The organism is Pseudolysinimonas kribbensis (assembly GCF_030161895.1).
GTDB classification, from domain to species: domain Bacteria; phylum Actinomycetota; class Actinomycetes; order Actinomycetales; family Microbacteriaceae; genus Pseudolysinimonas; species Pseudolysinimonas kribbensis.
In genome coordinates this window covers 2,256,642-2,283,084 of sequence record NZ_BSVB01000001.1, presented here as the reverse complement: position 1 = coordinate 2,283,084, position 26,443 = coordinate 2,256,642, and the positions used below count along the sequence as shown (strand labels likewise).

General features: G+C 71.9%; 22 protein-coding genes, 3 pseudogenes and 1 riboswitch. Of the genes and pseudogenes, 8 read left to right on the top strand and 17 right to left on the bottom strand.

Translation table 11 applies throughout. From position 1 onward, the window contains the following. Nucleotides 1-2: 2 nt before the first annotated feature. The 5 genes from QQK35_RS12620 to QQK35_RS12600 all read right to left on the bottom strand — a co-directional run bounded on the left by QQK35_RS12620 (nt 3) and on the right by QQK35_RS12600 (nt 7,567). Nucleotides 3-1,817 (bottom strand): ABC transporter ATP-binding protein, encoded by a 1,815-nt coding sequence (locus QQK35_RS12620; RefSeq protein ID WP_284254479.1) that lies wholly within the window; start codon nt 1,815-1,817, stop codon nt 3-5. Continuing rightward, on the bottom strand, nt 1,814-3,673 hold the full coding sequence (locus QQK35_RS12615; RefSeq protein ID WP_284254477.1) for an ABC transporter ATP-binding protein: 1,860 nt from the start codon (nt 3,671-3,673) through the stop codon (nt 1,814-1,816). The genes QQK35_RS12620 and QQK35_RS12615 overlap by 4 nt, the downstream gene beginning before the upstream one ends. A gap of 291 nt (nt 3,674-3,964) precedes the next feature. Beyond that, a complete protein-coding gene (purH, locus tag QQK35_RS12610) occupies nt 3,965-5,551 on the bottom strand; it encodes a bifunctional phosphoribosylaminoimidazolecarboxamide formyltransferase/IMP cyclohydrolase (protein ID WP_284254476.1) in 1,587 nt (528 codons plus the stop codon). A gap of 35 nt (nt 5,552-5,586) precedes the next feature. Continuing rightward, nucleotides 5,587-5,670, bottom strand: a riboswitch (ZMP/ZTP riboswitch). Nucleotides 5,671-5,766: 96 nt separating this feature from the next. Continuing rightward, nucleotides 5,767-6,354: a phosphoribosylglycinamide formyltransferase gene (gene purN / locus QQK35_RS12605; protein ID WP_284254475.1), complete on the bottom strand. Its 588-nt coding sequence runs from the start codon at nt 6,352-6,354 to the stop codon at nt 5,767-5,769. Between the two features lie 4 nt (nt 6,355-6,358). After that, nucleotides 6,359-7,567, bottom strand: a complete 1,209-nt coding sequence (locus QQK35_RS12600; RefSeq protein ID WP_284254474.1) for a cell division protein PerM — start codon at nt 7,565-7,567, stop codon at nt 6,359-6,361. Between QQK35_RS12600 and QQK35_RS12595 the strand changes: the two are divergent. Then, nucleotides 7,515-7,997: pseudogene (locus tag QQK35_RS12595) on the top strand (SRPBCC family protein); the annotation flags it as partial. The gene QQK35_RS12600 and the pseudogene QQK35_RS12595 overlap by 53 nt on opposite strands. Nucleotides 7,998-8,229: 232 nt before the next feature. Next, the gene (locus QQK35_RS12590) at nt 8,230-8,895 is read left to right on the top strand and encodes a DUF4166 domain-containing protein (protein ID WP_284255699.1); all 666 of its coding nucleotides are present in this window, start codon (nt 8,230-8,232) and stop codon (nt 8,893-8,895) included. Nucleotides 8,896-8,928: 33 nt separating this feature from the next. Here QQK35_RS12590 and QQK35_RS12585 read toward each other — a convergent pair whose 3' ends face one another. Beyond that, nucleotides 8,929-10,962, bottom strand: a complete 2,034-nt coding sequence (locus tag QQK35_RS12585) for an alpha/beta fold hydrolase (RefSeq protein ID WP_284254473.1) — start codon at nt 10,960-10,962, stop codon at nt 8,929-8,931. Between the two features lie 61 nt (nt 10,963-11,023). On the opposite strand from QQK35_RS12585, the gene QQK35_RS12580 reads away from it, so the two are divergent. Then, the gene (locus tag QQK35_RS12580) at nt 11,024-11,755 is read left to right on the top strand and encodes an NAD(P)-dependent oxidoreductase (protein WP_284254472.1); all 732 of its coding nucleotides are present in this window, start codon (nt 11,024-11,026) and stop codon (nt 11,753-11,755) included. Between the two features lie 10 nt (nt 11,756-11,765). Here QQK35_RS12580 and QQK35_RS12575 read toward each other — a convergent pair whose 3' ends face one another. The 3 genes from QQK35_RS12575 to sucC form a co-directional block, all read right to left on the bottom strand. Next, complete coding sequence (locus QQK35_RS12575) at nt 11,766-12,731, bottom strand: IS481 family transposase (protein ID WP_284253339.1); 966 nt, start codon at nt 12,729-12,731, stop codon at nt 11,766-11,768. Between the two features lie 105 nt (nt 12,732-12,836). After that, entirely contained in the window at nt 12,837-13,739 is a 903-nt protein-coding gene (gene sucD, locus QQK35_RS12570) for a succinate--CoA ligase subunit alpha (RefSeq protein WP_284254470.1), read from the bottom strand. Nucleotides 13,740-13,752: 13 nt separating this feature from the next. After that, the gene (gene sucC, locus QQK35_RS12565; protein ID WP_284254468.1) at nt 13,753-14,916 is read right to left on the bottom strand and encodes an ADP-forming succinate--CoA ligase subunit beta; all 1,164 of its coding nucleotides are present in this window, start codon (nt 14,914-14,916) and stop codon (nt 13,753-13,755) included. Nucleotides 14,917-15,104: 188 nt separating this feature from the next. On the opposite strand from sucC, the gene QQK35_RS12560 reads away from it, so the two are divergent. Further along, nucleotides 15,105-15,827 (top strand): oxygenase MpaB family protein, encoded by a 723-nt coding sequence (locus tag QQK35_RS12560; RefSeq protein ID WP_284254467.1) that lies wholly within the window; start codon nt 15,105-15,107, stop codon nt 15,825-15,827. A 10-nt stretch (nt 15,828-15,837) separates the two neighbouring features. Here the strand turns inward: QQK35_RS12560 and QQK35_RS12555 are convergent, their stop codons facing one another. From QQK35_RS12555 to QQK35_RS12520, 8 genes are all read right to left on the bottom strand, one after another. Then, the gene (locus QQK35_RS12555) at nt 15,838-16,221 is read right to left on the bottom strand and encodes a hypothetical protein (protein WP_284254466.1); all 384 of its coding nucleotides are present in this window, start codon (nt 16,219-16,221) and stop codon (nt 15,838-15,840) included. 124 nt (nt 16,222-16,345) lie between these two features. Then, nucleotides 16,346-16,957, bottom strand: a complete 612-nt coding sequence (locus QQK35_RS12550) for a hypothetical protein (RefSeq protein WP_284254464.1) — start codon at nt 16,955-16,957, stop codon at nt 16,346-16,348. Further along, nucleotides 16,957-17,646 (bottom strand): enhanced serine sensitivity protein SseB C-terminal domain-containing protein, encoded by a 690-nt coding sequence (locus tag QQK35_RS12545; RefSeq protein WP_284254463.1) that lies wholly within the window; start codon nt 17,644-17,646, stop codon nt 16,957-16,959. Before QQK35_RS12545 ends, QQK35_RS12550 begins: the two co-directional genes overlap by 1 nt. After that, nucleotides 17,643-17,792: a hypothetical protein gene (locus QQK35_RS12540; RefSeq protein ID WP_284254462.1), complete on the bottom strand. Its 150-nt coding sequence runs from the start codon at nt 17,790-17,792 to the stop codon at nt 17,643-17,645. The genes QQK35_RS12545 and QQK35_RS12540 overlap by 4 nt, the downstream gene beginning before the upstream one ends. 430 nt (nt 17,793-18,222) lie before the next feature. Further along, the gene (locus tag QQK35_RS12535) at nt 18,223-19,938 is read right to left on the bottom strand and encodes a putative T7SS-secreted protein (protein WP_348534939.1); all 1,716 of its coding nucleotides are present in this window, start codon (nt 19,936-19,938) and stop codon (nt 18,223-18,225) included. 16 nt (nt 19,939-19,954) lie between these two features. Further along, a complete protein-coding gene (locus tag QQK35_RS12530) occupies nt 19,955-20,284 on the bottom strand; it encodes a WXG100 family type VII secretion target (RefSeq protein ID WP_284254460.1) in 330 nt (109 codons plus the stop codon). Nucleotides 20,285-20,295: 11 nt separating this feature from the next. Next, the gene (locus tag QQK35_RS12525) at nt 20,296-20,595 is read right to left on the bottom strand and encodes a WXG100 family type VII secretion target (RefSeq protein WP_284254459.1); all 300 of its coding nucleotides are present in this window, start codon (nt 20,593-20,595) and stop codon (nt 20,296-20,298) included. A 108-nt stretch (nt 20,596-20,703) separates the two neighbouring features. Further along, a complete protein-coding gene (locus tag QQK35_RS12520) occupies nt 20,704-21,003 on the bottom strand; it encodes a WXG100 family type VII secretion target (protein ID WP_284254458.1) in 300 nt (99 codons plus the stop codon). 88 nt (nt 21,004-21,091) lie between these two features. Here QQK35_RS12520 and QQK35_RS12515 point away from each other — a divergent pair. The 4 genes and pseudogenes from QQK35_RS12515 to QQK35_RS12505 all read left to right on the top strand — a co-directional run. Beyond that, nucleotides 21,092-23,482: pseudogene (locus QQK35_RS12515) on the top strand (FtsK/SpoIIIE domain-containing protein); the annotation flags it as partial. A 149-nt stretch (nt 23,483-23,631) separates the two neighbouring features. Then, nucleotides 23,632-24,507: pseudogene (locus tag QQK35_RS20510) on the top strand (FtsK/SpoIIIE domain-containing protein); the annotation flags it as partial. 86 nt (nt 24,508-24,593) lie between these two features. Further along, nucleotides 24,594-25,448, top strand: a complete 855-nt coding sequence (locus tag QQK35_RS12510) for an ATP-binding protein (protein WP_284254456.1) — start codon at nt 24,594-24,596, stop codon at nt 25,446-25,448. Nucleotides 25,449-25,504: 56 nt separating this feature from the next. After that, nucleotides 25,505-26,422 (top strand): SseB family protein, encoded by a 918-nt coding sequence (locus tag QQK35_RS12505; RefSeq protein WP_284254455.1) that lies wholly within the window; start codon nt 25,505-25,507, stop codon nt 26,420-26,422. Nucleotides 26,423-26,443: the final 21 nt, after the last annotated feature.

Genomic DNA, 26,443 nt, shown 5'->3' with positions numbered 1-26,443 from the left:
CGCTACACGAGGCTGTCGCGCCAGGCCGCGTGCAGCGCGGCGAAGCGACCGGTGCCGCCGATGAGCTCCTCCGGGGTGCCGTCCTCGACGATGCGGCCGTGCTCCATGACGAGCACGCGATCGGCGATCGCGACCGTCGAGAGCCGGTGCGCGATGATGATCGCCGTCCGGTCGGCCAGCAGGGTGGTGAGACCCTGCTGCACGAGCCGCTCGCTGGGGATGTCGAGCGACGCGGTCGCCTCGTCCAGGATCAGCACGGCCGGGTCGGCGAGGAACGCGCGCGCGAACGAGAGCAGCTGCCGCTGTCCCGCCGAGACGCGGCCTCCCCGCTTGTTCACGTCGGTGTCGTAGCCGTCCGGCAGCAGCCGGATGAACTCGTCCGCCCCGACCGCGCGCGCGGCGGCGACGATCTCGTCGCGGGAGGCGCCCGGCTTGCCGAGCGCGATGTTCTCGGCGACCGAGCCGCTGAACAGGTACGCCTCCTGGGTCACCATCACGATCGCCCGGCGCAGATCCTTCGGATGCAGGTCGCGCAGGTCGACCCCGTCGAGCCGCACGGCCCCGACCGTCGGGTCGTAGAACCGCGCGATGAGCTTCGCCAGGGTCGACTTGCCGGCGCCCGTGGAGCCGACCAGCGCCACGGTCTGACCCGGCGGGATGTGCAGCTCGAAGTCGGGCAGCACGACGCGGTCGTCGCGATAGGCGAACCGCACATCGTCGAAGTCGACGCCGCCGGATGCCTTCCACAGGTCGACCGGATGCCCGGGGTCGGGCACGCTCGGCTCCTCCTCGAGCACGCCCGAGATCTTCTCCGCCGCGGCGGCCGCCGACTGGTACGAGTTGTAGAAGGTGGCCATCTCCTCCATGGGGTCGAAGAAGCGCCGGGTGTACAGCACCACCGCGAGCAGCGCGCCGATCGCGAGGCCGCCGCCGATCACGCGGAAGCCGCCGATCAGGAGCACCACCGCCACCGTGATGTTGCCGATCATGATGAGGCCGGGATCGAACAGGCCGTAGAGCTTGATCGCACGGGCGTTGGCATCCCGGTAGTCCTCGACGATCTGCCCGTACTCGCGCTCGTTGCGCTTCTCCTTGCGGAACGCCTGCACGGCCCGGATTCCCGTCATCGTCTCGACGAAGTGCACGATGAGCCGCGCCGAGTAGACGCGCGTCGCCCGGAACGCGAGCTGCGATCGACGCTGGAACCAGCGGGTCAGGAACGCCAGCGGCACGAGCGACGCCGCGAGCACCACGCCGCTCCACGGATCGAGCCACACCAGAGCGATCGCCGTGAACACCATGTAGAGCACGCCGCGCACGAGGCCGGTGATGCCGGAGTCGAGCAGCTCGCGGATCGCCTCGAGATCGCTCGTCTGGCGCGCGATGATGCGCCCCGAGGTATACGTCTCGTGGAACTCGAGGCTCAGCAGTTGCGCATGCCGGTACACGCGGGTGCGCAGGTCGAGCAGGATGGCCTGGCTGATCCGCGCGGCGAGCACCGTGAACCGTGCGGCGAGCACGGCTCCCGCGATGGCGCACACCAGGTAGGCCGCGAACGCGACCCCGACGGGCACGAAGCTCGAGTGCTTCGCGACGAGCGCCGGCAGACCGGCGTCGATCCCGTACGCGATGAGCGCCGGACCGGCCACCTGGGCGCCCGTGCTGACGACGATCATGAGCGCGGAGCCGATGAGCCGGCCGCGCTCGGGCCGCAGCAGCGAGCCGAGCAGCCGCAGCGACCGCTGCCGGATCTCGCGGCTCTCCTCACGGGTGTAGTCGGAGCGCTCCTCGCCACCCACGCCTGCGACAGCGCTCACGCCGACACCTCCTCGTCGTCGTCGCTGTATCGGTCCAGGTCGGGGGATTCGCGGTCGTCATCGAGCGACGAGATGACGAACCGGTAGTGCTCGTTGGTCGCGAGCAGATGGGAGTGCGTGCCGACCGCCGTCACGCGGCCGGCCTGCAGCAGCGCGACCCGGTCGGCCAGCTGCACCGTCGAGGGGCGGTGCGCGACGACGAGTGCGGTCGTCCTGCCGAGCACCCGGCGCAGGCCGGCCTCCACCCGCGCCTCGGTGTCGACGTCGAGCGCCGACAGCGGGTCGTCGAGCACGAGGATCGCCGGGTCCGCGGCGATGGCGCGCGCGAGCGCGAGGCGCTGCCGCTGGCCGCCGGAGAGGCTCAGCCCCTCCTCGCCGACCTTCGTGTCGGAGCCCTCGGGCAGGTTGGCCACGAACTCGGCCTGGGCGATCTCGAGCGCCTCCGCGAGCACGCGATCGGCGTCGGCCTTCCGCTCCGGGTCGGCCAGCTCGGGGCGCCCGAGCAGCACGTTGTCGCGCACGGACGCCGAGAACAGCGTGGCGTCCTCGAACGCCATGGCGATGTGCCGGCGCAGCTCCTCGCGCGTGAGGTCCCGGATGTCGACCCCGTCGATCCGCACCGCCCCGCCCGTCACGTCGTAGAGCCGCGTCGTGAGCGCGGTGAGGGTCGTCTTGCCGGAGCCGGTGAGCCCCACGAGCGCCATGGTCTCGCCGGGCTCGAGCTCGAGCCGCACGCCGTCGATCAGGTCCGGGACCGACTCGGGCGAGTCCTGGTAGCGGAAGTGCACGTCGTCGAACAGCAGCCGCCCGGTCGGGTGCGACACCGTGCGCGCCGGGTCGGGGTCGGTGATCGGGTTGCTCTCGTCGAGCACCTCGAAGAGCCGGTCGATGGCCGTGCGGGTGTCGAACGTCATCGACAGCAGGAAGCCGATCGACTCGATCGGGAACCGGATGACGGTCGCCGTCGCGAAGAAGGCGAAGAGGTCGCCCACGGTCATCAGGTGCTGCGACGCGAGCCACACCCCGCCGCCGAGGCACAGGGCGAAGGCGACGTCGGGGATCAGCAGCAGCCACAGCCACAGGCCCGCGACCGCGCGTGCCTTGTCGAGCTCGGTGCCGCGCAGCTGCTCGGCCTGCCGCACGTACTTCTCGAGCGAGTAACGACCGCGCCCGAACGCCTTGAGCACCCGGATGCCGTGCACCGACTCCTCGACGGCCGTCGCCAGATCGCCCTGCTGATCCTGCGACCGGCGCGCGACGACCGAGTACTTGTTCTCGAAGATGTAGCTGTAGACGAAGATCGGGATCGAGCAGACCGCGAACACGATCGCGAGCTGCCAGCTCCAGATGAAGAGCACGCCGAACCCGATGACGATTGTGATGACGTTCACGATGAGCAGCACGATGCCGAACGAGAACCACCGGCGGATCAGGCCGAGGTCGCTCATGGAGCGCGACAGCAGCTGACCGCTCTGCCAGCGATCGTGGAAGGCGACCGGCAGGTCCTGCAGCTTGCGGTACAGCGTGTTGCGCAGGGCCGCCTCGACGTGGGTGCCGGGGGTCAGCACAAAGCGTCGGCGGGCCCCGATCAGCAGCGCCTCGAGCCCGCCGAGCGCGAGCACGGCGAGCGCGGCGGGCAGCACCTGGCGCCCGTCACCCGTCGACAGGGGTCCGTCGACGAGGTTCTGCAAGACGAGCGGGATCGCCAACGAGACGAGGCCCGCGAGCAGCGCCGCGATCATCCCGAGGATGATGCTGCGCAGCGCGGGGCGCACGAACGGCATGAGGCGGAGGATCGTGCGGACCGTGCCGAGGTCGCGCGATCCGTCGGGGCGTGAAGGACGCGTGGTGAGCATGACCTGTTTCCGGGTCGCGGGAGCGCGCAGGGATGCGTGTTCCCGGGGTGGATCTGGTGGCGGTGAATGCGGCAGCGGGGCCGCGCGAGAAGACGGGGTCGGGGCGGTCGTCAGCGCCCGCGCGGGGCGACGACGACGACCTCGAATCGCTTCAGCGTTCCGTTCGTCATGACTGCCTCCCGCGTCTCGTCCTGCCGCCCCGGCGGAGGGCAGCCCTACAGACTATGACCGCGGGCTTCCGGGATGCAAGCTCCGCTCACACGGCGTGCGCGATCATCCGCGCCGATCGCGTCAGTGGAAGAAGTGCCGCTCCCCGGTGAGGTACATCGTCACGCCGTACTCCTGCGCCGCCGCGATCGTGTCGGCGTCGCGGATCGATCCGCCCGGCTGCACGAGCGCCCGGATGCCGGCCTCGAACAGCACGCGCGCCCCGTCGTCGAACGGGAAGAACGCGTCGGAGGCCGCCACGCTGCCCCGGGCGCGGTCGCCCGCGCGCTCCACCGCGAGGCGGCACGAGTCGACCCGGTTGACCTGTCCCATGCCGACGCCGACCGAGGCCCGCCCCGAGGCGAGCAGGATGGCGTTGGACTTCACGGCGCGCACCGCCCGCCACGCGAACTCGAGGTCGGCGAGCGTCGCCGCGTCGGCCGGCTCCCCCGTCGCGAGCCTCCACTGCCGCGCGGGTGCGAACATGGCGTCCGCCGTCTGCAGCAGCAGGCCGCCCGAGAGCTGCTTGAGTTCCATGTCGCCGCGTGCGTAGTCGGCGGGCAGCCGGAGGATGCGCAGGTCCTTCTTGCGCTGCAGCCGCTCGAGCGCCTCGGGCGTGTACCCGGGAGCGACGATCGCCTCGGTGAAGATCGGCGCGATCGACTCCGCGGTCGCGAGGTCGACCTCCCGGTTGGCGGCGATGACGCCGCCGTAGGCCGACACCGGATCGCACGCGTGCGCGGCCGCGTGCGCCGCGGCGAGCGCATCGGCGCTCGCGATGCCGCACGGGTTGGCGTGCTTGATGATCGCGATCGTCGGCTCGTGATGGTCGTAGGCGGCGCGGAGGGCGGCATCCGCGTCGACGTAGTTGTTGTACGACATCTCCTTGCCGCTGAGCAGTTCCGCTTGCGCGATCCCGCGCGCACCGGCCGAGGTGTAGAGCGCGGCGCGCTGGTGCGAGTTCTCGCCGTAGCGCAGGATCGAGGCCCGCTCCCAGCTCGCGCCCGCCCAGCCGGGGAAGCCGCTGCCCTCGTCGTCGGGCGCCAGCACGTTGCCCAGCCACGATGCGACGGCGATGTCGTAGCTCGCGGTGTGCCGGAAGGCCGCGACGGCGAGGTCGCGCCGCTCGGCCAGCGTCGTGCCGCCGTGGGCGAGGGCGTCGAGGACGACCCGGTATTGCGACGGGTCGGTGACGACGGCGACGTTCGCGTGGTTCTTCGCGCCGGCGCGCACCATCGCGGGGCCGCCGATGTCGATCTGCTCGACCACGGCATCCGGTTCGGCCCCCGACGCGACCGTCTCGGCGAACGGATACAGGCTCGACACGAGGAGCTCGAACGGTGCGATGCCCTGCTGCTCGAGCTGCTGCTCGTGGTCCTCGAGGCGCAGGTCGGCGAGCAGTCCCGAGTGCACGGTGGGGTGCAGGGTGCGCACGCGGCCGTCGAGTGACTCGGGGTAGCCGGTGAGGTCGCCGACCTGGGTGACGGGATGCCCGGCATCGGCGATCGCCTTCGCGGTCGACCCGGTCGAGACGATCTCGACGCCCGCGGCGACGAGGGCGGCGGCGAGCTCGAGCAGCCCGGACTTGTCGCTGACCGAGACGAGTGCGCGGCGGATGGGGATGACGTCGCGCTCGCGGTAGAGGGCGGGATCGATCGTGGGACCGGACATCGGCGGGCTCCTTCGGGACGGCCGGACAGGGCATCCGGTCCGGCCCAGGCGTACGGCCGAAACAGTCGGTTGCCGCTTCCCGATGGTGCCCCATCTCAACGCCAGTCGCGGCGCTTCCACTCTACCGGCCTCGAACCGATCGCCGGTTCGCCATCCGCTGCGGCCCGCGCGACATCGATCGGATGGCGAAAGGCTGATCGGATCGTGCGCGCGCGTCAGCGCAGGGCGGCGAGGTCGACGGCGCCGTTCGCGATATCGAGCACGACCTGCACGAGCAGCTCGCGCTCCACGTGCTTGATGCGGTCGTGCAGCACGCCTTCGGTGTCGTCCGGCTGGATCGGCACCCGCTCCCGCACGACGATCGGGCCCGTGTCGACACCGTCGTCGACGACGATGACGCTCGCCCCGGTCTGCGTCGCCCCCGCGGCCAGCGCATCGCGCACGGCGTGCGCCCCCGGGAACTCCGGCAGGTACGCCGGATGCGTGTTGAGCAGGTTCGGGCGCAGCGCGTGCACGAAAGCCGGGGGCAGCAACCGCATGAAGCCGCTCAGGATGACGAGGTCGGCATCCCATTGGCGCACCTGCTCGAGCAGCGCCCCGCCCCACGCCTCGCGGTCCGGGTAGGCGCCGAACGGCACGACGAAGCTCGGGATGCCGAACTCCTCCGCGTGCGCGAGCCCGTCCGCGTCGCGGTCGGCTCCGATCGCGACGACCCGCGCCGGGAACTCGGCGTCCTCGGACGCCTCGAGCAGCGCGCGGAGATTGGACCCGCCCCCGGAGATGAGGACGACGAGCCGCAGCACGTCGTCAGCCTATCGGCGCGCGAGCGCGCAGCCGCCCGGGCAGCGGGATCGATGCCGCCGCCCCGATGAGCGAGGCGATCCCGAACTCGGCCGCCGCCGCGAGCCCGACCGCCCAGGGATCGGGTCCGACCTGCGCGAGCCGGCCCGGCCCCGCGGACCCGGTCGCGGTCCACGCGAGCAGCCCGAGCAGCACCCCGCCCACGATGCCGCCGCCGAGGCCGGTCGCGAGCACCGCGGGCCAGCGCGGGGCGTCGACGTCGGCGAGCACCCGGTTCAGATACGGCCGCGCCGCCGCGCCGGCGAGGAACGCGGCGACCACCGGCACGAGCAGGCCGACGAAGCCGAACGCGAGGTCGCCGGTGGGGATCGCGCCGAGCAGCGGGATGGCGGGCACCGGACCGACGGCCGTCCCGAGGGGCGACACGTGCGATCCGGTGCCGAGGGCGAACCCCGGCCCGGTGAACCAGCTCGCGGCCCAGATGACGACATCCGGCATGAGGGCGACCTGCCCGAGCGTCAGGGCGAGGCCGCCGACCACACCCGTGTGCAGGGCCTCGTAGAGCCGGATGAGCTCGCCGTAGTGGCCGACGACGAGCAGCGCGACCGCCACCGCCGAGGCGCCGACGGTCAGTGCGACGGCCACGACGCCCGCGCGCAGCGCGCCGCCGATCGCGGCACGCAGCACCGGATCGGCGCGCCGCGCGCCGGGCCGGGTCGCGGCGATCAGGCCGATGCCGGCCCCGATCGCGAGCGCGAGCGTCGGCAGCAGCGTGCCCTGCCAGAGCGAGGGGCGCGCATCCACGTGCAGCGCGCTGAGGGTCACACCGAACGAGACCGCGCCGCCGACGACGACGAGCACGAGCGAGCCGAGTAGACGGTGACCGGTCTGGGCGATCCGCCCGCCGGCGCGCACGCCGAGGAGCGCCGTGAGGAGCGCGAACCCGAGCAGCGCGATCGTCACGAGCACCGGCTGGTCGGCACCGGCCAGACCGAGGGACGCGGCGGTGGCGGGGTCGAGCCGGAACGTCACGTCGACCCCGTGCCCGAGCAGCCACACGTCGACCGCGCCGCGCCAGAAGATCGTGAACGCGGGCGCGAACCCGAACTGCACGGCCCAGACCAGGGTCAGCGGCACGAGCGGGATCGCGACGCCGATCGCGATGGCGACGATGGCCTCCAATGCCGAGAACAGCACGGTGAGGCGTCGGGTCACCCCGCCACGGTACGGCCAGGATGAACTCGTGGGCGGACGGACCCGCGCGGGGCGCGGCATCTACGTGCGGATCGAGATCCGCGCGCCGCTCGAGCGCATCTGGGAGCTGACCCAGGACCCCGGCGAGCACGCCCGGTGGGATCTGCGCTTCAGCAGCATCCGGCCGATCGGAGAACTGCCGTCAGGTGGCTACCGCTTCGTCTATGAGCGCCGGATGCCGCTGCACACGATCCGCGGCACGGGCACGTCGATCGGCGAGCGCCATGGCTCGGATGGCGCACGGACCTCGGCGCTGCGCTTCGACACGCTCGACCGGCTCTCGCCGTTGGGCGACGGGCGCGGCTACTGGCGGTACGAAGCCGCCGCCGACGGCGCCACCACGGTCTTCACCACCGGCTTCGACTATGCACCCGGCTGGGGCCGCCTCGCCGACCGGCTCGTCCTACGCCGGCTCATCGGCTGGATGACGGCGTGGAGCTTCGATCGGTTGCGGATCTGGGCGGAGACGGGCGAGCCTCCGGAGCGTTGGCGACTGCGGAGCGTCCTCGCGCTGTGGGCGTCGGGCCGTCCGCGGGCGGCGCGCTGCGAGCGACGCCCCCGCATCCCGACGTCCTGGCGGGCGCCCCCGCCGTCCCCGACAGGCTGGAGGCGCCGTGACCTCGATGTTCGAGCGCGCGCTGGGCGCCGACTTCGCGCGTCTGCATCCGATGCTGCAGCGACGCTTCGGCGTCGGGCTGGATGCCGGCTACGCGTGCGTGGGCACCGGCACGATGTCGCGCATCCGTCGCGGTCCCTGGTGGACGGTGCCGTTCCTGCAGTTCGGGCGGCTGCGCAACATCCTGGTGCCCGACCACGGCAGCGATGTGCCGTTCCGGATCGAGAACTTCCCGTATCGCGACGCACTCGGCCGCGAGACGGTGACCTTCGTCCGGGAGTATGCGATCCATGGCAGATCACGCCGGTTCGATGCGACGATGATCTACAGCGAGCGGCTCGGCCGCATCGTCGACTACCTCGGCACTCACCAGCACCTCGCCGTCGATCTCGAGTTGCGCGTCGAACCCGATGGCTCGCTGCTGCTCCGCTCCGACGCGCAGCGCTTCTACGAGGGCATCGTGGGGTTCCGGTTCCCCATGCTGTTCAGCGGCCGGGCTGAGCTCCGCGAGCGATTCGACGACCACGCGGGCGTGTTCCGGGTCGATCTTGAGGTGCGGAACCGGTTCTTCGGGTTCCTCTTCGGCTACGACGGAACCTTCACCTGCGAGTTCCCAGCCGCCCATGACGCACCCGCGCGACTCAAGCCGGTGCGCACCGAGCTCCGGGAGTAGCCCCAGGTCGACGCTCTGCCCGCCCAGTCGGCGTCAGTGGCAGTCGGGATCGCTCGCGGGCAGGGCGCCGCGCAGCAGGTAGTCGTCGACGTGCGAGTCGATGCAGGCGTCGCCCTGGGCGTAGACCGTGTGCCCCTCGCCGTGGTGAGTGAAGAGGAAGCCCTGGGAGAGCTCCTTGGCGAGCGTCACCGACTGCTGGTAGGGCGTCGCGGGGTCATTGGTCGTGCCGATCACGACGATCGGCGGTGACCCGGGGGCCGTGTAGCTCGCCGGCAGTTTCGCCGGCGGATACGGCCACGCGTCGCAGGTCGCCTCGAGCGCCGCCGTGTCGGAGTACGCGACGTACTTGCCGAGCACCGGAGCCGCCTTCTCGATGCGCGCCATGTCGGTGAGGATATCGACGCCGTCGGTGCCGAGCGTCGTCTCGTCGCACGTGACCGCGGTGTAGATCTCGTACCCGTTGGTCGAGTAGCCGCCGCTCGCCGTGCGGTTGTTGTAGGCATCCGCCTGCTCGAAGGCGGGGTCGGAGTCGCCCTTCGCGAGCCTGGCGAACATCTCGGTCAGGTCGGGCCAGCTGAACTCCGAGTAGAGCGGCTCGCTGATCGCCGTCCCGACCGTCGCCGCGTCGAGCACCCGACCGTCGGAGGCCACGAGGTGGCGCGCGTCGACGCCCGCGAGCAGGGCCTGCACCTGCTGGATGGCGTGGTCGAGCGAGCCGCTGAACGGGCATCCGGATCGCGTCAGGCAGTTCGCCAGGTAGGCCTTGAACGCACTGTCGAAGCCGGCCATCTGCGTCACGAGCGCGTCGAGCTGGTCGGCGCGAGGGTCGACGGCGCCGTCGAGCACCATGCGGCCGACCTTCTTCGGGAACAGCTGCGCGTACATCGTGCCGAGGTAGGTGCCGTACGAGTAGCCCAGGTAGTGCATCCGGGTGTCGCCCAGCACGGCCCGGATGACATCCATGTCGCGCGCGACGCTCGCGGCATCCAGGTGGCCGAGCAGCGGTCCCGTGTTGCGCCGGCACGCCGCGATCCAGTCCTTCTGACGTGCCGAGAGCTCGCCGGCCCACTCGGCCGACCCGAACGGATGGACGAACGGCTGATACAGGAGCGCATCCTGCTTCTTCGGGTCGGTGTAGCACGCGACGGGCGTCGACCGGCCGACGCCGCGGGGGTCGAAGCCGATGAGGTCGTAGTGCCCCAGCACGTCGGGCGTCACCACGAACTGCGCGGACTGGGCGACGAAGTCGTAGCCCGACCCGCCCGGACCGCCCGGGTTGATGAGCAGCGAACCGAGCCGGGAGCCCTTGGCGCGGTGCCGCGCGATGGCGAGCTCGATCGTCGCGCCGCTCGGCTTCGCCCAGTCCAGCGGCACGGTGACCTCGGTCGTGTCGATGCCGCCGCTCACGCTGCGCCACCTCAGGCCCTGGGTGTAGAAGCGCTCGAGGTCCGGTGCGACCGCCTCGTGCGTGTGCGTCGTGACCGTGTGCGTGCTGCCGGGGACGGGCAGCTTCTGCAGGATGCAGCCCGAGAGCAGCAGCGTGGTCGCCGTCATCACTGCGACGAGAGCCGTCAGGCGGCGGGCGTTCGAGCGGCGCAGTCGCATAGGGGCGACCCTATAGGGCGTCCGCGGACGCTCCCCGGCGACGGTCGCCCGGCGGAGGAACTCGGCGATGAGGTCGAGCTGCTCGTCGCTGAAGTCGGCGCACGCCGCGTCCATGGCGTCGTTCATCCCGGCGAAGTGGGGGACGATCTGGGCGGCGCTGCGCGGCGCCGGACGCAATCGCACCGAGCGTCGGTCGCCGGCGGCGCGTTCGCGCACGATCCAACCCCCGCGCTCGAGGCGGTCGAGGATCCCGGTGAGGGTCGCCGGGTGGATGCCGCTCAGGCCCGCCAGCTCGGTCGGGGTAAGGCTGCCGGAGCGCGCGACCAGGTCGAAGCAGTCGAGGTCGAGATCGCGCAGCTCGAGGCGATCGCTCACCCGGTGGTTGAGCCGGGCGAGCTCGAGACGCAGGGCGCGCAGGCCGTCGTGCACGTCCGCCAAGCGGCGCCGGCGATCACGCTGCATGTTTTCCATATGCTACGGTTTTCATATTAGATGGATTCCTGACCACATGATAGGAGACGACATGCGTATCGCCGTGTTCGGCGCCAACGGCGCCACCGGGCGTCACGTCATCCGGCAGGCGCTGGCGACCGACGACGAGATCGTCGCCCTGGTCCGGCGTCCGGCGAGCTTCCCGTACACCGGCCCGCGGCTGCGGGTCGTGGCGGGCGACGTGCGCGATGCCGAGAGCGTCGACGCGACCGTGGCCGGCGCGGATGCCGTGCTCTCGACGATCGGGGTGCCCTTCTCGCGCGACCCGATCGACATCTACTCGGCCGCCGCGACCGCCGTGGCCGACGCCATGCGCCGGCATGGGGTGCGCCGGATCGCGGTCGTGAGCTCGTCGGCGGTCGAGGCGCACGAGCGGACGGAGGGCTGGCTGTTCGAACGGGTCCTGCAGCCGATGGTCGTGAACGGGATCGGCCGAACCACCTACGCCGACATGCGGGCTGCGGAGGAGATCGTCGCGCACAGCGGGCTCGATGCGACCATCGTGCGGGCATCCGGGCTGTTCCCGGCGGACGCCGTCAGCGACTACCGCGCCGACACCGCCCACGCACCCGGCGCCTTCACCTCGCGCCCCGACCTCGCGCACTTCCTGCTGCGGCAGGCGCGCGAACCGGAGTGGATCGGCACGCGCCCGGAGGTGCATACCGACGACGGCACGCCGTCGCTGCTGCGGATGATCTGGGACGAGGGGATCCGGCACACGCCGGACCCCATCCTGCGGGATCCGGCGCTCGAGACGGTCTAGATGTACCGGGTCAGCACTTTGGTGTCAGTCGGCTGATCGGGGGTTGGCCGTTGAGGGCTGAGTGGCGTCGTTCAGTGTTGTAGTGCTCGAGCCAGGGGTCAAGCGCGGCGGATCGTTCGTCGTTCGAGGTGAAGGGCTGTCGGTAGGCCCACTCGGTCTGCAGGGTGCGGTTGAAGCGCTCGACCTTGCCGTTTTGCCAAGGGCAGTGCGGTCGGATGAACACCTGCCGGATGTTCCGGGCCGCGCAGAGTTCCCGTAGTGACCAGCGGTAGGCCCAGGCGTTGTCGGTCATCAGCCGCTCGACACGGGTGATGCCGTGAGCGGCGAAGTGGTCCAGGGCGCGGGCCAGGAACGCGGCGCAGGTCTGCCCACGTTCGTCGGGGTGGATCTCGGAGTAGGCCAGGCGGCTGTGATCGTCGACGAGGGAGTGGACGTAGTCGTAACCGGTGCCGTTCTTCCGGTCTCTGTGGTCGCCCGCGCCGCGCCCCAGAGCTCTCCAGCCGCCGCCGTCCGGGATGCGGCCGAGCTTCTTCACGTCCATGTGGACCAGCTCGCCGGGCCGTTCCCGCTCGTAGCGCATGGCGGTCTGCTTCGAGGAGCGGATCACCTGCCCGGTCATCGGGTCCAGCGCCGCCAGAGGCGGCAGACCGTGCCGGGCGATCACCCGGGACACCGTCCGAGGTGCGATGCCCGTGCGCGCGGCGATCTCGTCGCGGCCGAGCTGCTCGGTCGTGCGCAGCTCGACGATCACCGCCTCCGCGGACGCCGGCAACCGACTGGGCGAGGTCCGAGGCCGTGTCGAGCGATCGTGCAACCCGGCGTCGCCTTCAACGGCGAACCGGGCCAGCCAGTAGCGGACGGTCTTGCGGGAGCAGCCCATCGCCGCAGCAATATGAGCTTGCGCCCAGCCAGCTTCGCGGCGGCGGACGATCAGCAGCCGACCGTGAAACGTCAGATGCGCATTAGCGTGAGACACAAGGACCTCCGTGTGGTCGTAGAGACGTCAGACATCTCCACTAAGCCCGGAGGTCCTCCCGTTTCACAAGACCCGCAACGGCACCAAAGTCATGGCCCGGTACATCTAGAGCCCGGCGATGATCTCGCGCATGAGCTGGGCGGTCTCGCTCGGCGTCTTGCCGACCTTGACCCCGGCGGCCTCGAGGGCCTCCTTCTTGCCCTGCGCGGTGCCCGCGCCCGACGAGACGATCGCGCCGGCGTGGCCCATCGTCTTGCCCTCGGGCGCGGTGAAGCCGGCGACGTAGCCGACGACCGGCTTCGTCACGTACTCCTGGATGAATGCCGCCGCGCGCTCCTCGGCGTCGCCGCCGATCTCGCCGATCATCACGATCGCCTTGGTCTCCGGGTCGTCCTGGAACGCCCGCAGCGCGTCGATGTGCGTGGTGCCGATGACGGGATCGCCGCCGATGCCGATGGCGGTCGAGAACCCGAGGTCCCGGAGCTCGTACATCATCTGGTACGTCAGGGTGCCGGACTTGGACACGAGGCCGATCGGCCCGGCGCCGGTGATGTTCGCCGGCGTGATCCCGACCAGCGCCTCGCCGGGCGTGATGATGCCGGGGCAGTTGGGGCCGATGATCCGGGTGACGCCGCGCTTCGCCTTCGCGTGCGCCCAGGCCCGCGCGGTGTCCTGCACGGGCATGCCCTCGGTGATGACCACGAGCAGCGGGATCTCCGCGTCGATCGCCTCGATCATCGCCTCGCCCGCGAAGGCGGGCGGCACGAAGCTGATCGACACATCGGCGCCGGTGGACTCCATGGCCTCCTGCACGGTCGCGAAGACCGGGAGGCTGACGGGGTTGCCGTCCTTGTCGGTGTGCTCGACGGTCGTGCCGGCCTTGCGGGCGTTGACGCCGCCGACGACCTGCGTCCCGGCCTTGAGCATGAGCGCCGTGTGCTTGGTGCCCTCGCCGCCGGTGATGCCCTGGACGATGACGCGTGAGTTCTTGGTCAGGTAGATCGACATCTTCTTCGCGTCCTTACTTCGCGGCCAGCTCGGCGGCCTTGTCGGCGCCGTCGTCCATCGTGGTGGCCAGGGTGACGAGCGGGTTGTTGGCGGCCGCGAGGATCGCGCGCCCCTCCTCGACCTGGTTGCCGTCGAGCCGCACGACGAGCGGCTTGGTCGCGGTGTCGCCGAGGATCTCGAGCGCCTTGACGATGCCCTCCGCCACGGCGACGCAGGACGTGATGCCGCCGAAGACGTTGACGAACACGCTCTTGACCTGCTCGTCGCCGAGGATCACGTCGAGGCCGTTCGCCATGACGGTCGCGGATGCCCCGCCGCCGATGTCGAGGAAGTTGGCCGGCTTCACGCCGCCGTGCTTCTCGCCGGCGTAGGCCACGACATCCAGGGTGCTCATGACGAGCCCCGCGCCGTTGCCGATGATGCCGATCCCGCCGTCGAGCTTGACGTAGTTCAGGCCGAGCCCCTTGGCCTTGGCCTCGAGCGGGTCGGCGGCGCTGGTGTCGACGAGCTGCTCGTGCTCGGGGTGGCGGAACTCGGCGTTGTCGTCGAGCGAGACCTTGCCGTCGAGGGCGACGATCGAGCCGTCGCCGGTCAGCACGAGCGGGTTGACCTCGACGAGCGTCGCGTCCTCGCCCGTGTAGACCTCGTACAGCTTCACGAAGACCGGGGCGACCTTGTCGACGAGCTCGGCCGGGAACTTCGCGGCGACCGCGATCTCCGTGGCCTTCGCGAGGTCGAGACCCTGCTCGGGGTCGACCTCGACGCGGGCGAGCGCGTCGGGGCGCTCCTCGGCGAGCTGCTCGATCTCCATGCCGCCCTCGTAGCTGCTCAGCGAGAGGTAGGAGCGGTTGGCCCGGTCGAGCAGCACCGAGAAGTAGAACTCCTCCGTGATGTCCGCCCCGGCGGCGACCATCACCCGGTGCACCGTGTGCCCCTTGATGTCCATGCCGAGGATCGCCTGCGCGGCCGCCTCGGCGTCATCCGGGGTCTTGGCGACCTTGACGCCGCCGGCCTTGCCGCGACCGCCGACCTTGACCTGCGCCTTGACGACCGTCACGCCGCCCAGCTTCTCGGCCGCGGCGCGCGCCTCGGCCGGGGTGTCGGCGGTGATGCCGGCGAGCACGGGGACCCCGTACTTCTCGAACAGATCACGGGCCTGGTACTCGAAGAGATCCACGTATGTCTTCCCTGAATTGGGGTGAGGGGAACGTTCCGCCCGATGGTCTCTCGACGCCGAGATAGTTCGATATCGAGACATCTGGGCCGCAGAAGACTCTACCCCCGCCACCCCGGCGGTCTCTGCGCGAGGCCGGGTGCCGGTCAGGAAACTTCCCGGGATCTTCGCGCCGGTGTCACGCTGGAGCGGTGCACAGCCCCGCGATGGATCGCTACGCGCGGGATGCCGCGATCGTCGTCGGCGGCGCGGCGGCGATCCTGCTGCAGGTCGCCGATCCCGTCGTGGCGCGCGGCGTCGCCGAGCACAGCGCGTTCCGCGACGACCCGGTGCGCCGTCTGCGGCACACGTTGACCTTCGTCTACGGCGTGCTCGCCGGCGACGAGCGGCAGCGGGCGCGAGTCGCCGCCGTCACCGATCGCGCGCACGAGGGCGTGCCGGGAGCGCGCGACGTCGATCGGCAGTTGTGGGTCGCGGCGACGCTGTACGAGGTCGGCCGCTCGGTGCAGGAGCGGCTGCGCGGACCGCTGCCCGCCGACCTCGACGCCGAGGGGCTCGCGGCGAGCGCCGACCTCGCGACCGTGCTGCAGGTGCCGGCCGATCGCTGGCCCGCCGACCGCACGGCGTTCGACGCCTATTGGCGGGATGCCGCGGCCGCTCTCGAGGTCGGCGACGACGCGCGCTCGATCGCCCGCGATCTCCTCCACCCGCGCCACATGGCGTGGTGGGCGCGGGCCGCGATGCCGCTCGTGCGGGCGATCACGCCGACGCTGCTGCCGGCATCCATCACGGCGGCCTACGGGTTCGCGCCCGGGCGTGCGCGGATCGCCTGGGGCGTGCTCCGGATGCTCGTGCGCCTCACGCCGTACCGACTGCGGAGCCTGCCGGCGCGCCGCCTGCTCGCGTCGCTCTGAGCGGGGCCCGTCAGCCGACGGTGTGGTTGCCGCCGAAGATGCCGGCCTGGGTCGTCGCCGCGCCGATCGCGTCGGCGACCTCCTGGAAGGTGTTGGCAGCACGGCTCGCGCCGATCGCCCCACCGCGCAGCGCGCTGCCCGCGGTGTCGCGCGAGAGGCGCGCGACGAGCTTGCCCTCACCGTCGACCGAGAACCCCAGCTGGAACTTCATGTAGAACTTCTTGCCGGCGAGTGCTCCGAACGCGATGCTCAGGCCGTTGCTGCCCCGCTCGAGGTCGAAGTTCCACGCGTCGCGCGCGGTCACGGCGAAGCCCTGCTGCGCGGTCGCGTCGAGCACCACCTTCTTGGCGGCCTCCTGGTCACCGGTGAGTGCGAACTCGATCATTGAAGCCACGGGGGAATCTCCTCAAAGGGTCGGAGGTGAGGGAACCTTCTCACTGTACCGACCGTCGTCGGCGCCCCGGACCGGCTCCCCGGATAGTGCGGCGGGGCGTCATGACCGCTCGCCACGTCGACGATCAGGCCGTCCGCGGCAGCAGGCGCAGCGTGGAGGTGACCGCGTCGAAGAGGTCGAACAGGGCGTCGGCGAGGTCGAGCGCCGGCGACGCGCCCTGCACGAGCAGCAGCCGCTCGCCGTCGACGGGCACGAACGTGCGCATGACCAGGGTGCGCACGCGCTCGCGGCCGCCCGGCACCTCGACGTCGACGATCCCGTGCGCGCGTGCGACGCGGCCGATGCCCTCGATCTCGACGACGCCGCGCATCATGAAGGGCTCGCCGTCATCCGCCTGCTCGCGCACGGACAGCGCGTCGACGAGGGTGTCGAGGGCTGCGCCGCCCGGGGGCGGCGGGATCACCGACACGCTCAGGGCGCCGGGGATGAGCTGCTCGTCGGCCGTCGTCACGAAGCACGCGCAGTACACGGCGCCGGACTCCCACGCGTCGCGCGCCTGGCCCCGGAGGATCCTCGCGAGCTCGGTGCGATGCTCCCGCAGCTCGGGCACGGCGCGCACGCGCTCCTCGACGAGCATCCGGATGAGGGCGTCGCGCGAGCCCGGACGCACCGGCAGCTCGAACCAGCTGTCGGGCACGGTGAGCGCGAACAGATCCGGCGGGGCGACCGTCGCCATCAGGGCTCGGTGTAGAACGGCTCGGCGTTCTCGCGCATCCATGAGACGAACTCGCCGCCGTCGTTGGTGAACACCACGTTCACCGCGATGCCCGGTTGGCTGTTCGCGGCTCCGACGGCCCGGATGACCGAGCCTCGCACATCGGGATTGTCGGGGTCGATGTCGACGCCGAGCACGAGTCCGGGGGCCTCGGCCCCGACCTGCGCCCAGCATCGGCGAGCGTTGCGGACGGCCGGCAGCGCACGGAAGGCCTCGTCCACCCGCTGGAGCAGCTCGACCGGCTCCTCGGCGGGCTCGCCGATCCGGATCGTCGTGCCGGCGGGCACCATCGAGCCGCGACCCAGCCGAAGCTGCACCGTCGCGGCCGCGACCGGAAGGCCGAGCTCGCCACCCGGGTTGACCGCGATGCCCAGATGCGCCGGCACGCCCGCCATGAACTCCCGCACCGGCGCCTCGGCGACGGACGACGTGACCCCCGCGGCGGTCGCCTGCTCCGCCGACGTGAACATCGACACGTACGGCAGATCCCCCACGGTCATCACCGTGAGGCTGGCGCCGCCGTCGGGAGCGACGGCGACCGGGAAGTACCCGCTCGAGACGAAGAGCGCGTCGACGAACGACTCCACGCCCGTCTCGCCGCGCGACGCGGCCTGCAGCACGATCTCGAGGTCGTTCGAGGGGAACGTCATAGGGCCGCGATCCTCCGTCGCACGGAGGCCGGCAGATCGGCCTCGTCGATGACCAGTATCCCGGGATGCGGCACGGGGCCGAACGTCGCGCGGATCCGCGCCGCGAGCGCCGCGGCGCCGAGCGCCCCGGGACGACGATCCACCACGCGCGATCGCCCGACGTCGCGATGTACACGCGGCCATCGGCGCCGACCCCGCGGTGCAGCAGCGTCGTGTCGCGCACGCGGCCGGCACCGGGCGGCACGAGCCGGATCGACGCCGTGCGGAGCACGCGCGGATCGGGCGCCGAGGGCGCCATCCCGAGCGGATCCGGGTCGCCCGGTGCGATCTCCACCGCTCCGCCGCCCTCGAATGCCGGGTCGGGATCGACCGCCAGGAACCAGCGGTCCGGCACGGCATCCACAATCGCCCGCAGCGTTCGGCGGTCGGCGGGACGGTCCGGAGCCCCGTGCGTGTACGCCGCGATGACGCCGAGCCCGCGCTCGGCCTGCGCGTACAGCTCGGTGCCGCCCTCCGGGCCCCGCAGCACCACGAGCTCCTGCTCCCAGCGCAGGTCCGTCGCCACGAGCTCGGAGGTCACGGGAGGATCGGGGTCCGGACCGCGTTGTCGAGCTGATCCTTGAGCGTGCTGCGCAGCGCCCCGGTCAGGTACACCTGCTGCTCGCCGCCCGGGAGGCGCCCGGGGAAGATGTTGGAGACCCTGCCGCCGTCGATCCGGCCGAGGCCCGTGCTGATCTGCTCCCCCGCCGGTCCCTCGAAGATGGTCGACCCGTGCGGGATCGTGACCTGCACGTTGTGCGTCGCCTGCGGCAGGGCCTTGTGCAGCGCGTGCAGGTCGCCGGGATTGGTCATGTTCCATTCGGGCTTGAGCGCGAACCCGAGCTGCGACGACAGCGTGCCGCCCGACTCGTGGTGGCTCCAGAACCCGCCGCCCGCCTGCTGGACGTAGTCGCCGTTCGCGTTGAGCGTGTCGGTGACCGTGCGGTTGAGCATCGTGTCGTGGGTGACGACCACCTGGTTGTAGGTCGAGGACCGGAAGGTGTCGGCGACCGCGTCCGAGCCGCCGCTCAGCGGTCCGTGCTCGATCGCGCTCCAGTGCTTGACGATGATGTTGCCCTCGTCGGTGAACTTGCCCCCGGACACGGCATGCATCGCCACGCGGACGGCCATGGCGCCGCGTCCGGACCCCAGGCCGGCCTGGGTGATCGGCCGCACGACCGCCTGGAGGGCACCGGTCGCCGAACGGACGCCGTCGGCGACCCGCGAGATCGCCGCGCCCGCACGCGTCACCGCGGGCAGGAGCCGCTCGCCCACGCGGGCCACGGCTGCGACGGCGGTCAGGGCGCCCGCGACGTGCGCCGCCGTGCCGAGCAGGGCGATGACCTTGCCGCCGGGGATGAGGCCGATGGCGAGCATGAGCAGGTCACCCCAGGCGTTGCCGCCCTGAGCGATGGTCAGCAGCGCGTTGATCACCAGCAAGGCCGTCGCGGCCAGCACCAGCGCCCACACGAGCGGACCGCCGACGAAGATCGCCACGATCGACACGATCGTCAGCACCACCGTCGCGATCTCCACGACCGCCTGCCACGCCGCCGAGTCCTGGATCGCCTCCCACACGCTCGAGGGCTTGACCGCCGCGCCCTTCGCGTCCGTGATCGAGGTCACCGCGGCCTTCTCCGCGTCATCGCGGGCCGCCTTCGCCTCCATCACCAGACGCTTCGCGGCCTCCAAACGGGCATTGGCCGACGCGACCTGCGCGCTCGCCGCGTCCATCGACGACTGCGACTGCGACATGTTCCGGCTCGTCGCCCGCAGCTGCGCATCGGTCGGCATGCTCACCCCGTCCGGCGGCGGCACGTCCTGATACTTCTTCTGCAGCTTCTGCTGCGACAACTGCTGCGCGTGCGCCGTCGACCAGCTGCCGCGCGCGTCGTCATACGCCGACTGCGCCGACTGCAGATCCGCGTGCGCATCGCGCGCCTGCGCCAGCCCGCGATCCGCCTGCGACTGCGCATCCTCCAACGCTGACGCCCACACGCCCAACGCGGCCGCGACGAGCGAGTACGAGTCGTCCGCCTTCGACAGCTCGCCCGGCATCCGATCCGTCTCGGAGCGGAACACCGAGCCCGCGTCGCCGACCCACGCCTCCGCCGAGTGCGAGGCGCGCATCCCCCGCACCACACTCGCCGCATTCGCCGCGACGTAGGCGATGTCCGTGTACTTCTGCGCCACCTGCCGGATGCCGAACGCATCCCCGGAGTCGGATCCACGTCGAGATCGACGAGATACCAATCGCTCGGCCGCACCATCACTCGGCGTGCTTCCCGGCGCCGGACCCGGTGCCCGCGTCGTCGTGGCTGGTCAGCGCCTTCGCGATCTGCTGATCGGTCGAGTCGTAGGTGTCGGCCGAGTCGGAGAGCATCGAGCCCAGGGCGTCGATGTCGTCGTGGATGCGCTTGCGGCCGACGTCCCAGGTGCGCTCGAAGTCCTCGAGGGCGTCGACGACCGGGTCGGATCCGATGTCGAGATACGCGCCGTAGAACGCGTCCTGGGTGCCGTCGATGTCGGTCGCGATCTTCGAGAGCTGACCGGAGAGCTCCCGCAGCGCGCCGCTATCGACCTTGAGGTGGTCGGCCATCGATCAGGGCGTCAGCCCTTGAGGCCCTGCGCGAGACCCTGGTCGGAGTCGCGGAAGGTGCTGGCCGCCTTGGTGAGGAAGCCGGAGAGGCCCTCGAGCCCGTTGACGGTCTTCGAGATGCCGTCGTTGAACTCCGCGTAGGAGGCCTCGAACGCCTTCGACGACGCGTCGGTCACGAAGCCGGAGTTGACGAGCTCGTCGACCTGCTTCTTGAGGTTCATGAGCTGCGACTCGATCTCGCCCTGGCCCGAGGTCAGGCTCTTGGCGACGGTCTCGAGGTGGTCGTAGCTGACGTTGACGTCGAGGGCCATGGTGGTGATCTCCTTGCGCTGGAACGACGAGTGAGCAGAAGTCGAGGAATCAACCCCTTCCCCAGGCTAGCCGGTGGCGGCGCGACCGCAACCCGGATATCCCCAGGGTCAGCCGTTGTCCTTCAGGCTCTTGCCGAGCTTGTGGTCGGTCTCCTGGAAGTTGTCCGCCGCCTTGGTCAAGAAGGTCGCGAGCCCGTGCATGCCGCCGACCGTCTTGGTGATGCCGTCGTTCAGCTCCTTGTAGACCGAGGCGAACTCGGGTGACGACGTGTCGGTGATGAAGCCCTCGGCGACGAGGTCGTCGACCTGACGCTGCAGGCCGGCCACCTGCGACTCGATGTCGGTCTGCGCGGTCTTCATCGCAGCGGCGAGGTCGTGCATCTTGCCGTAGTCGATGTCGAGAGGCATGCCGTCAGGCTACTCGTGCCGAGCATCGCTCGGAACGGCTCTCCCCAGGCCCCGAGGATCACTCCGCCCGCCGCCCTAGACTCGCGGCATGCGTGCGCTCGTGACGGTGTCCGGCGCGCGAGGGGGCTCGAGGGAGCGCGTGCTCGTCGAGGCCGACGGCTCCGTGCGCCTCGACGAGGTGCTGCCGGAGCTGGCCGGCGTCGCCGCCGCCGACCTGCAGCGAGGTCCGCTCGCGGCCGTCGTCGACGGCCGGTTCGTGCCCGTCACCGACGAGCTCGATGCGGCCGGACTGCGCGATGGCAGCGTCGTCGTGATCGGTCCGCGCGGAGAGCTCACGACAGCCGACGACGGGTCGACGGACTCGCTCGTCGAGCTGCGGATCGTGTCGGGCCCCGATGCCGGGGCCGTGGCGCCTGCGTGGCGCGGGTCGATCACGATCGGGTCGGCTCCCGATGCCGGCCTGCGGATCGACGACGGCATCCGGGTCCGGCCCATCGAGCTGGTGGTCGACATCGAGACCGCCGACGCGGTCACGGTCCGCGCGGCCGCCGAGACCACGACCGCGCTCCTCGACGGAGCGCCGATCAACCCCGAGGCCGTGCCGTGGCCGCTCGGCGGTCAGATCGAGCTGGCCGGCCGTCTCATCGAGCTCGCCGCACCGGACCTCGGCGACGCGGCGCTGCAGCCCTCGGCCGACGGCGCCGGCCTCGACTACAACCGACCCCCGCGCATCCTGCCGCCCGAGTCCGCCACCGCGCTGCGGCTGCCCGCGCCGCCGCCCGAGATGCCGGCCCGGCCGTTGCCGATCCTGGCTGCGCTCACGCCGCTCGCGATGGCCGCCGGCTCGGCGATCGTCTTCCACAGCTACTTCTTCCTGCTGATCGCCGGCCTGTCGCCGCTGATCATGGTCGTCAACCACGTGACCAGCAAGCGTCGCGGGCGCACCTCGAAGCGCGCCCAGCTGGCCGCCTACCGCGAGCACAAGGAGACGATCGAGGCGGAGGCGCAGGAGGCGCTCGTGCAGGAGCGCACCGAGCTGCTGCGCTCGTCACCGGATGCCGCCGCCCTCGCGGAGATCGCCACGCGCCCGCTGCCGCGGCTCTGGGAGCGGCGCGGCGCCGATCCGGACCACCTGCGGCTGCGCCTCGGCACGGCCACGCAGCCCTCGCGGGTCACGCTCGACGACCCGGAGCAGCTCGAGCACCGCCGCCGGGTGACCTGGGACGCGCGCGACGCGCCGGCCGTCGTGCAGCTCGCGGAGCGCGGCGTCATCGGGATCGCCGGATGGGGCGACCGGCCGCGCCGGCTCGCGCAGTGGGCGGTCGCGCAGATCGGCGTGCTGCAGAGCCCGCGCGACGTGCGCGTCTACCTGCTCACGGACTCGGCGGGGCGCGACGCCTGGGGCTGGATCGGCTGGCTGCCGCACACCCGGCCCGGGTTCGGACAGGACACCATGGCCACGATCGGCGTGACCGCGGCGAGCACCGCCCGGCGGATCGCCGAGCTCGGCGCGCTCATCGCCGCCCGCCGCGCGGCGCTCGGCCGCGGCGACCGCTGGACCGGCGACGAGGTCGTCGTGGTGATCGACGGTGCGCGACGGCTGCGCAGCATGCCCGGCTTCGTGCAGATCCTCAAGGAGGGTCCCGCGGTCGGCATCTACAGCATCTGCGTCGACTCCGAGGAGCGGCTCTTGCCGGAGGAGTGCACCGCCGTCGCGATCGTGGAGCCCGAGGGCGTCGTGATCCGGCAGCAGCGGGTCGACGTGCTCTCCGGCATCCGGCCGGACCTCGTCGACGACGGCTGGTTCGATCGCGTCGCGCGCGCGGTCGCTCCGATCCGCGACGCGAGCCCGCAGGGCGACGACGGCACGATTCCCGCTTCGAGCCGCCTGCTCGACGTGCTGCGTCTCGAGCCGCCGACCGCCGACGACATCGAGGCGGGCTGGCTGCTCTCGCCGCGCTCGACGACGGCGGTCATCGGCGAGTCGATCGACGGTCCCTTCTCGATCGACCTGCGCGCCGACGGACCGCACGCTCTCATCGCCGGCACCACCGGATCCGGCAAGAGCGAGCTGCTGCAGACCCTCGTCGCGACGCTCGCCGTCGCCAACCGGCCCGACGAGATGAACTTCGTGCTCGTGGACTACAAGGGCGGCGCCGCCTTCAAGGACTGCGTCGACCTGCCGCACACCGTCGGCATGGTGACCGACCTCGACGCGCACCTGGTCGAACGCGCGCTCGAGTCGCTCGGCGCGGAGCTGCGCACCCGCGAGCAGCTGCTCGCCGTCGCGGGTGCCAAGGATCTCGAGGACTACCTCGACCTGCGCGGCCGCACCCCCACCCTCACCCCGATCGCGCGGCTCGTGATCGTGATCGACGAGTTCGCCTCGCTGGCGCGCGAGCTGCCGGACTTCGTGCGCGGCCTCGTCAACATCGCGCAGCGCGGCCGGTCGCTCGGCATCCACCTCGTGCTCGCGACGCAGCGGCCGAGCGGCGTGGTCTCGCCCGAGATCCGCGCGAACACCAACCTGCGGATCGCGCTGCGCGTCACCGACACGGCCGAGAGCTCGGACGTGATCGACGCGCCGGATGCCGCCCGCATCGGGCAGGGCACCCCGGCCGCGCCTACGTGCGGCTCGGGGCGGCGTCGCTCGTGCCCTTCCAGACCGCGCGCGTCGGCGGTCGTCGGCCGGGGAGCGTCTCGTCGGGCCCGGCCGCGCCGTTCGTGCGCGCCGTCTCGTTCGCCGAGCTCGCCGATCCCGAGCCGCAGCCGCCGTCGGAGGATCGCGGGCCCGGGGATGCCGACGACACCGATCTGCGCGCGCTGGTCGGCGCGATCCGGGCCGCCGCGGGCGCCGCCGGCATCCCGGCGCCGCGCCGCCCGTGGCTGCCGCCGCTGCCGGAGCTGCTCACGGTCGAGCAGCTGTGGGCCGGGCATCCGGCGCCGAAGCCGCTCATCGCCTACGGCCTCGAGGACCTGCCCGACGAGCAGCTGCAGCAGGCGGCCGCGATCGACCTCGACGCGTTCGGCCACCTCTTCGTCGTCGGCGCCGCGCGGTCCGGGCGCAGCCAGGCCCTGCGCACCATCGGCGCGGTGCTCGCCGCGAAGCTGCGCGCGAGCGACCTGCACCTCTACGGCATCGACTGCGGCAACGGCGCGCTGCTGCCGCTCGCCGACTTCCCGCACGCCGGCGCGATCGCGCAGCGGCACCAGACCGAGCGGGTGCAGCGCCTGCTCGCGCGGCTGCTTGCGGAGCTGTCCCGGCGCCAGGCCGTGCTCGCCGCGAGCGGGTACGCGACGCTGCCCGAGCAGCGCCGCACCGTGCCGTCGGCCGAGCGGATGCCGCACATCGTTCTGCTCGTCGACCTCTGGGAGGGCTTCATCGCGAGTCTCGGCAACGTCGATGCAGGCGCGCTCGTCGATCAGGTGCAGCTGCTCCTGCGCGAGGGGGCGAGCGCCGGCATCCACGTGGTCATGAGCGGCGACCGGCAGCTGCTCTCGGGGCGCATCTCGACGTTCGTCGACGAGAAGCTCGTGCTGCGCCTCACCGATCGCACCGACTACTCGCTCGCGGGGCTGAACCCCGGTCGATGCCGGACGAGCTCGCGGCGGGGCGCGCGTTCCGCGCCGGGAGCGGCATCGAGGTGCAGCTCGCGGTGCTCAACGCCGACACCACCGGCGCCTCGCAGGCGATGGCTCTCCGGGCGATCGCGGCCCAGGCGACCCGGCGGGATGCCGGCATGCCCGAGGACCGCCGCCCGTTCCGCATCGATGTGCTGCCCACGACGCTCACGATCGCCGACGCGCTCGAGCGCACCGGTCCCGAGCGCAACCGGCGCGGCTGGGCGCTGGTCGGCGTCGGCGGCGACGAACTCCGCGGGCGCGGGGTGGACCTCCTCGGCGAGGGGTCGACGTTCATCGTGGCGGGGCCGCCGAAGTCGGGGCGCTCCACCGTGCTGACGACCATGGCATCCACCCTCATCGCGGGCGGCGCCTCGGTCGTCGTGGCGGCGCCGAAGCCGTCACCGCTGCGCGACCTCCCGGGGGCGGTCGCGGTGCTGACCGGGTCCGACCTCACCGAGGAGGAGCTCGCACCGCTCTTCGACGGGGTGCGCGACCGCGTGCTCGTCGTGGACGACGGCGAGTTGCTGCGCGACGCCACGGCCAAGCCCTGGCTGCGCGACCTCGTGCGCGAGGCCCGCGAGCGCGGCGTGGGCATCGTGCTCGGCGGCGACATCGCCGAGGTCGCGGCCGGGTTCAGCGGCTGGCAGGTCGAGGTGCGCAAGGGGCGCCGCGGGATCCTGCTCAGCCCGCAGAACATCACGGACGGCGACCTCGTCGGGGCGCGCCTCGCGCGCTCGAGCATCGGCAGCGGCGTGCAGCCGGGTCGCGGACTCGCGAACCTCGGCGACGGCGAGCTGACGCTGCTGCAGCTGCCGCAGTAGGCGACTCCGAATTCCCCGGACCTGCGCATTCGACACGGTCGAGTACGGTCGGCAGCATGGACCCCGTCCCCGCCCGCGACCTCACGCCTCTGGAAGCCGCGATCCGGAGCTTCAACGCCGGCGAGGATCCGAGCGCGGGAGTGCTGCAGCGGGCGTTCCTCGCAGGTCGCGTGCGGGTGCTGTCCGCGTCCGAGATCCCCACGGACGGGACTCTCGACGGCGCGCGCCTGTTCGGCCTCGGCGGCGCGGAGGGCGAGGGCTACCTCGTCGTCTTCACCGACGAGGATCGCGTCCCGGAGGACGTCGGCAGGGCGCACCCGTGGATGCTGGTGACCTCGGGCGAGTCGGCACTCGGTCTCACGACGCAGGGGATCACCGTCAACCCCGGGAGCGATCCGACGCTGGCCGTCGCCGTGAAGAGCGCCGGCGTCGAGGACATGCGGGCGCTGGCCCGAGCGCGGCATGCCACGGCCGACGCACGAGCGGCCCGCGCACCGCACGAGCTCGAGAGCGCGATCGCCGCGACCGGCGTCGACGGCATCACCGGTGTGGAGATCCTGCGCTTCGCGGCGACACTCTGGCCGGCTGCCGTCGTCGTGCCCAGCTCCCGACCGCTCGAGGGCCCGATCGACCTCGACGCCTGCTACACCTTCGGCCCGGACGACGGACGGCTCCTCGCCGTGTTCACCGATCGCGACCAGTTGGGCGAGTTCACCGCCGCCCACGTGCTGGAGACCACCGGGGGCGAACTCGTGCATCGGCTCCCCGACGGCGCGAGCCTCATCATCAATCCGCAGCGTCCCGACCAGCTGGCGCTCAGCGCCGAGGGCCTGCGGCTGATGGCCACGATGGCCGAGCGGCCGATGCCGCCGGATCCCGGGGCCGGGGCCCCGACACCCGAGCCTCCGACGTCTGGGGCGCCCGCGGCCGAGGAGGGCCGCCGCCGCGGTCTGTTCGGCCGACGTCGCGCCTGACCCGCAGGACGAACACGGAGA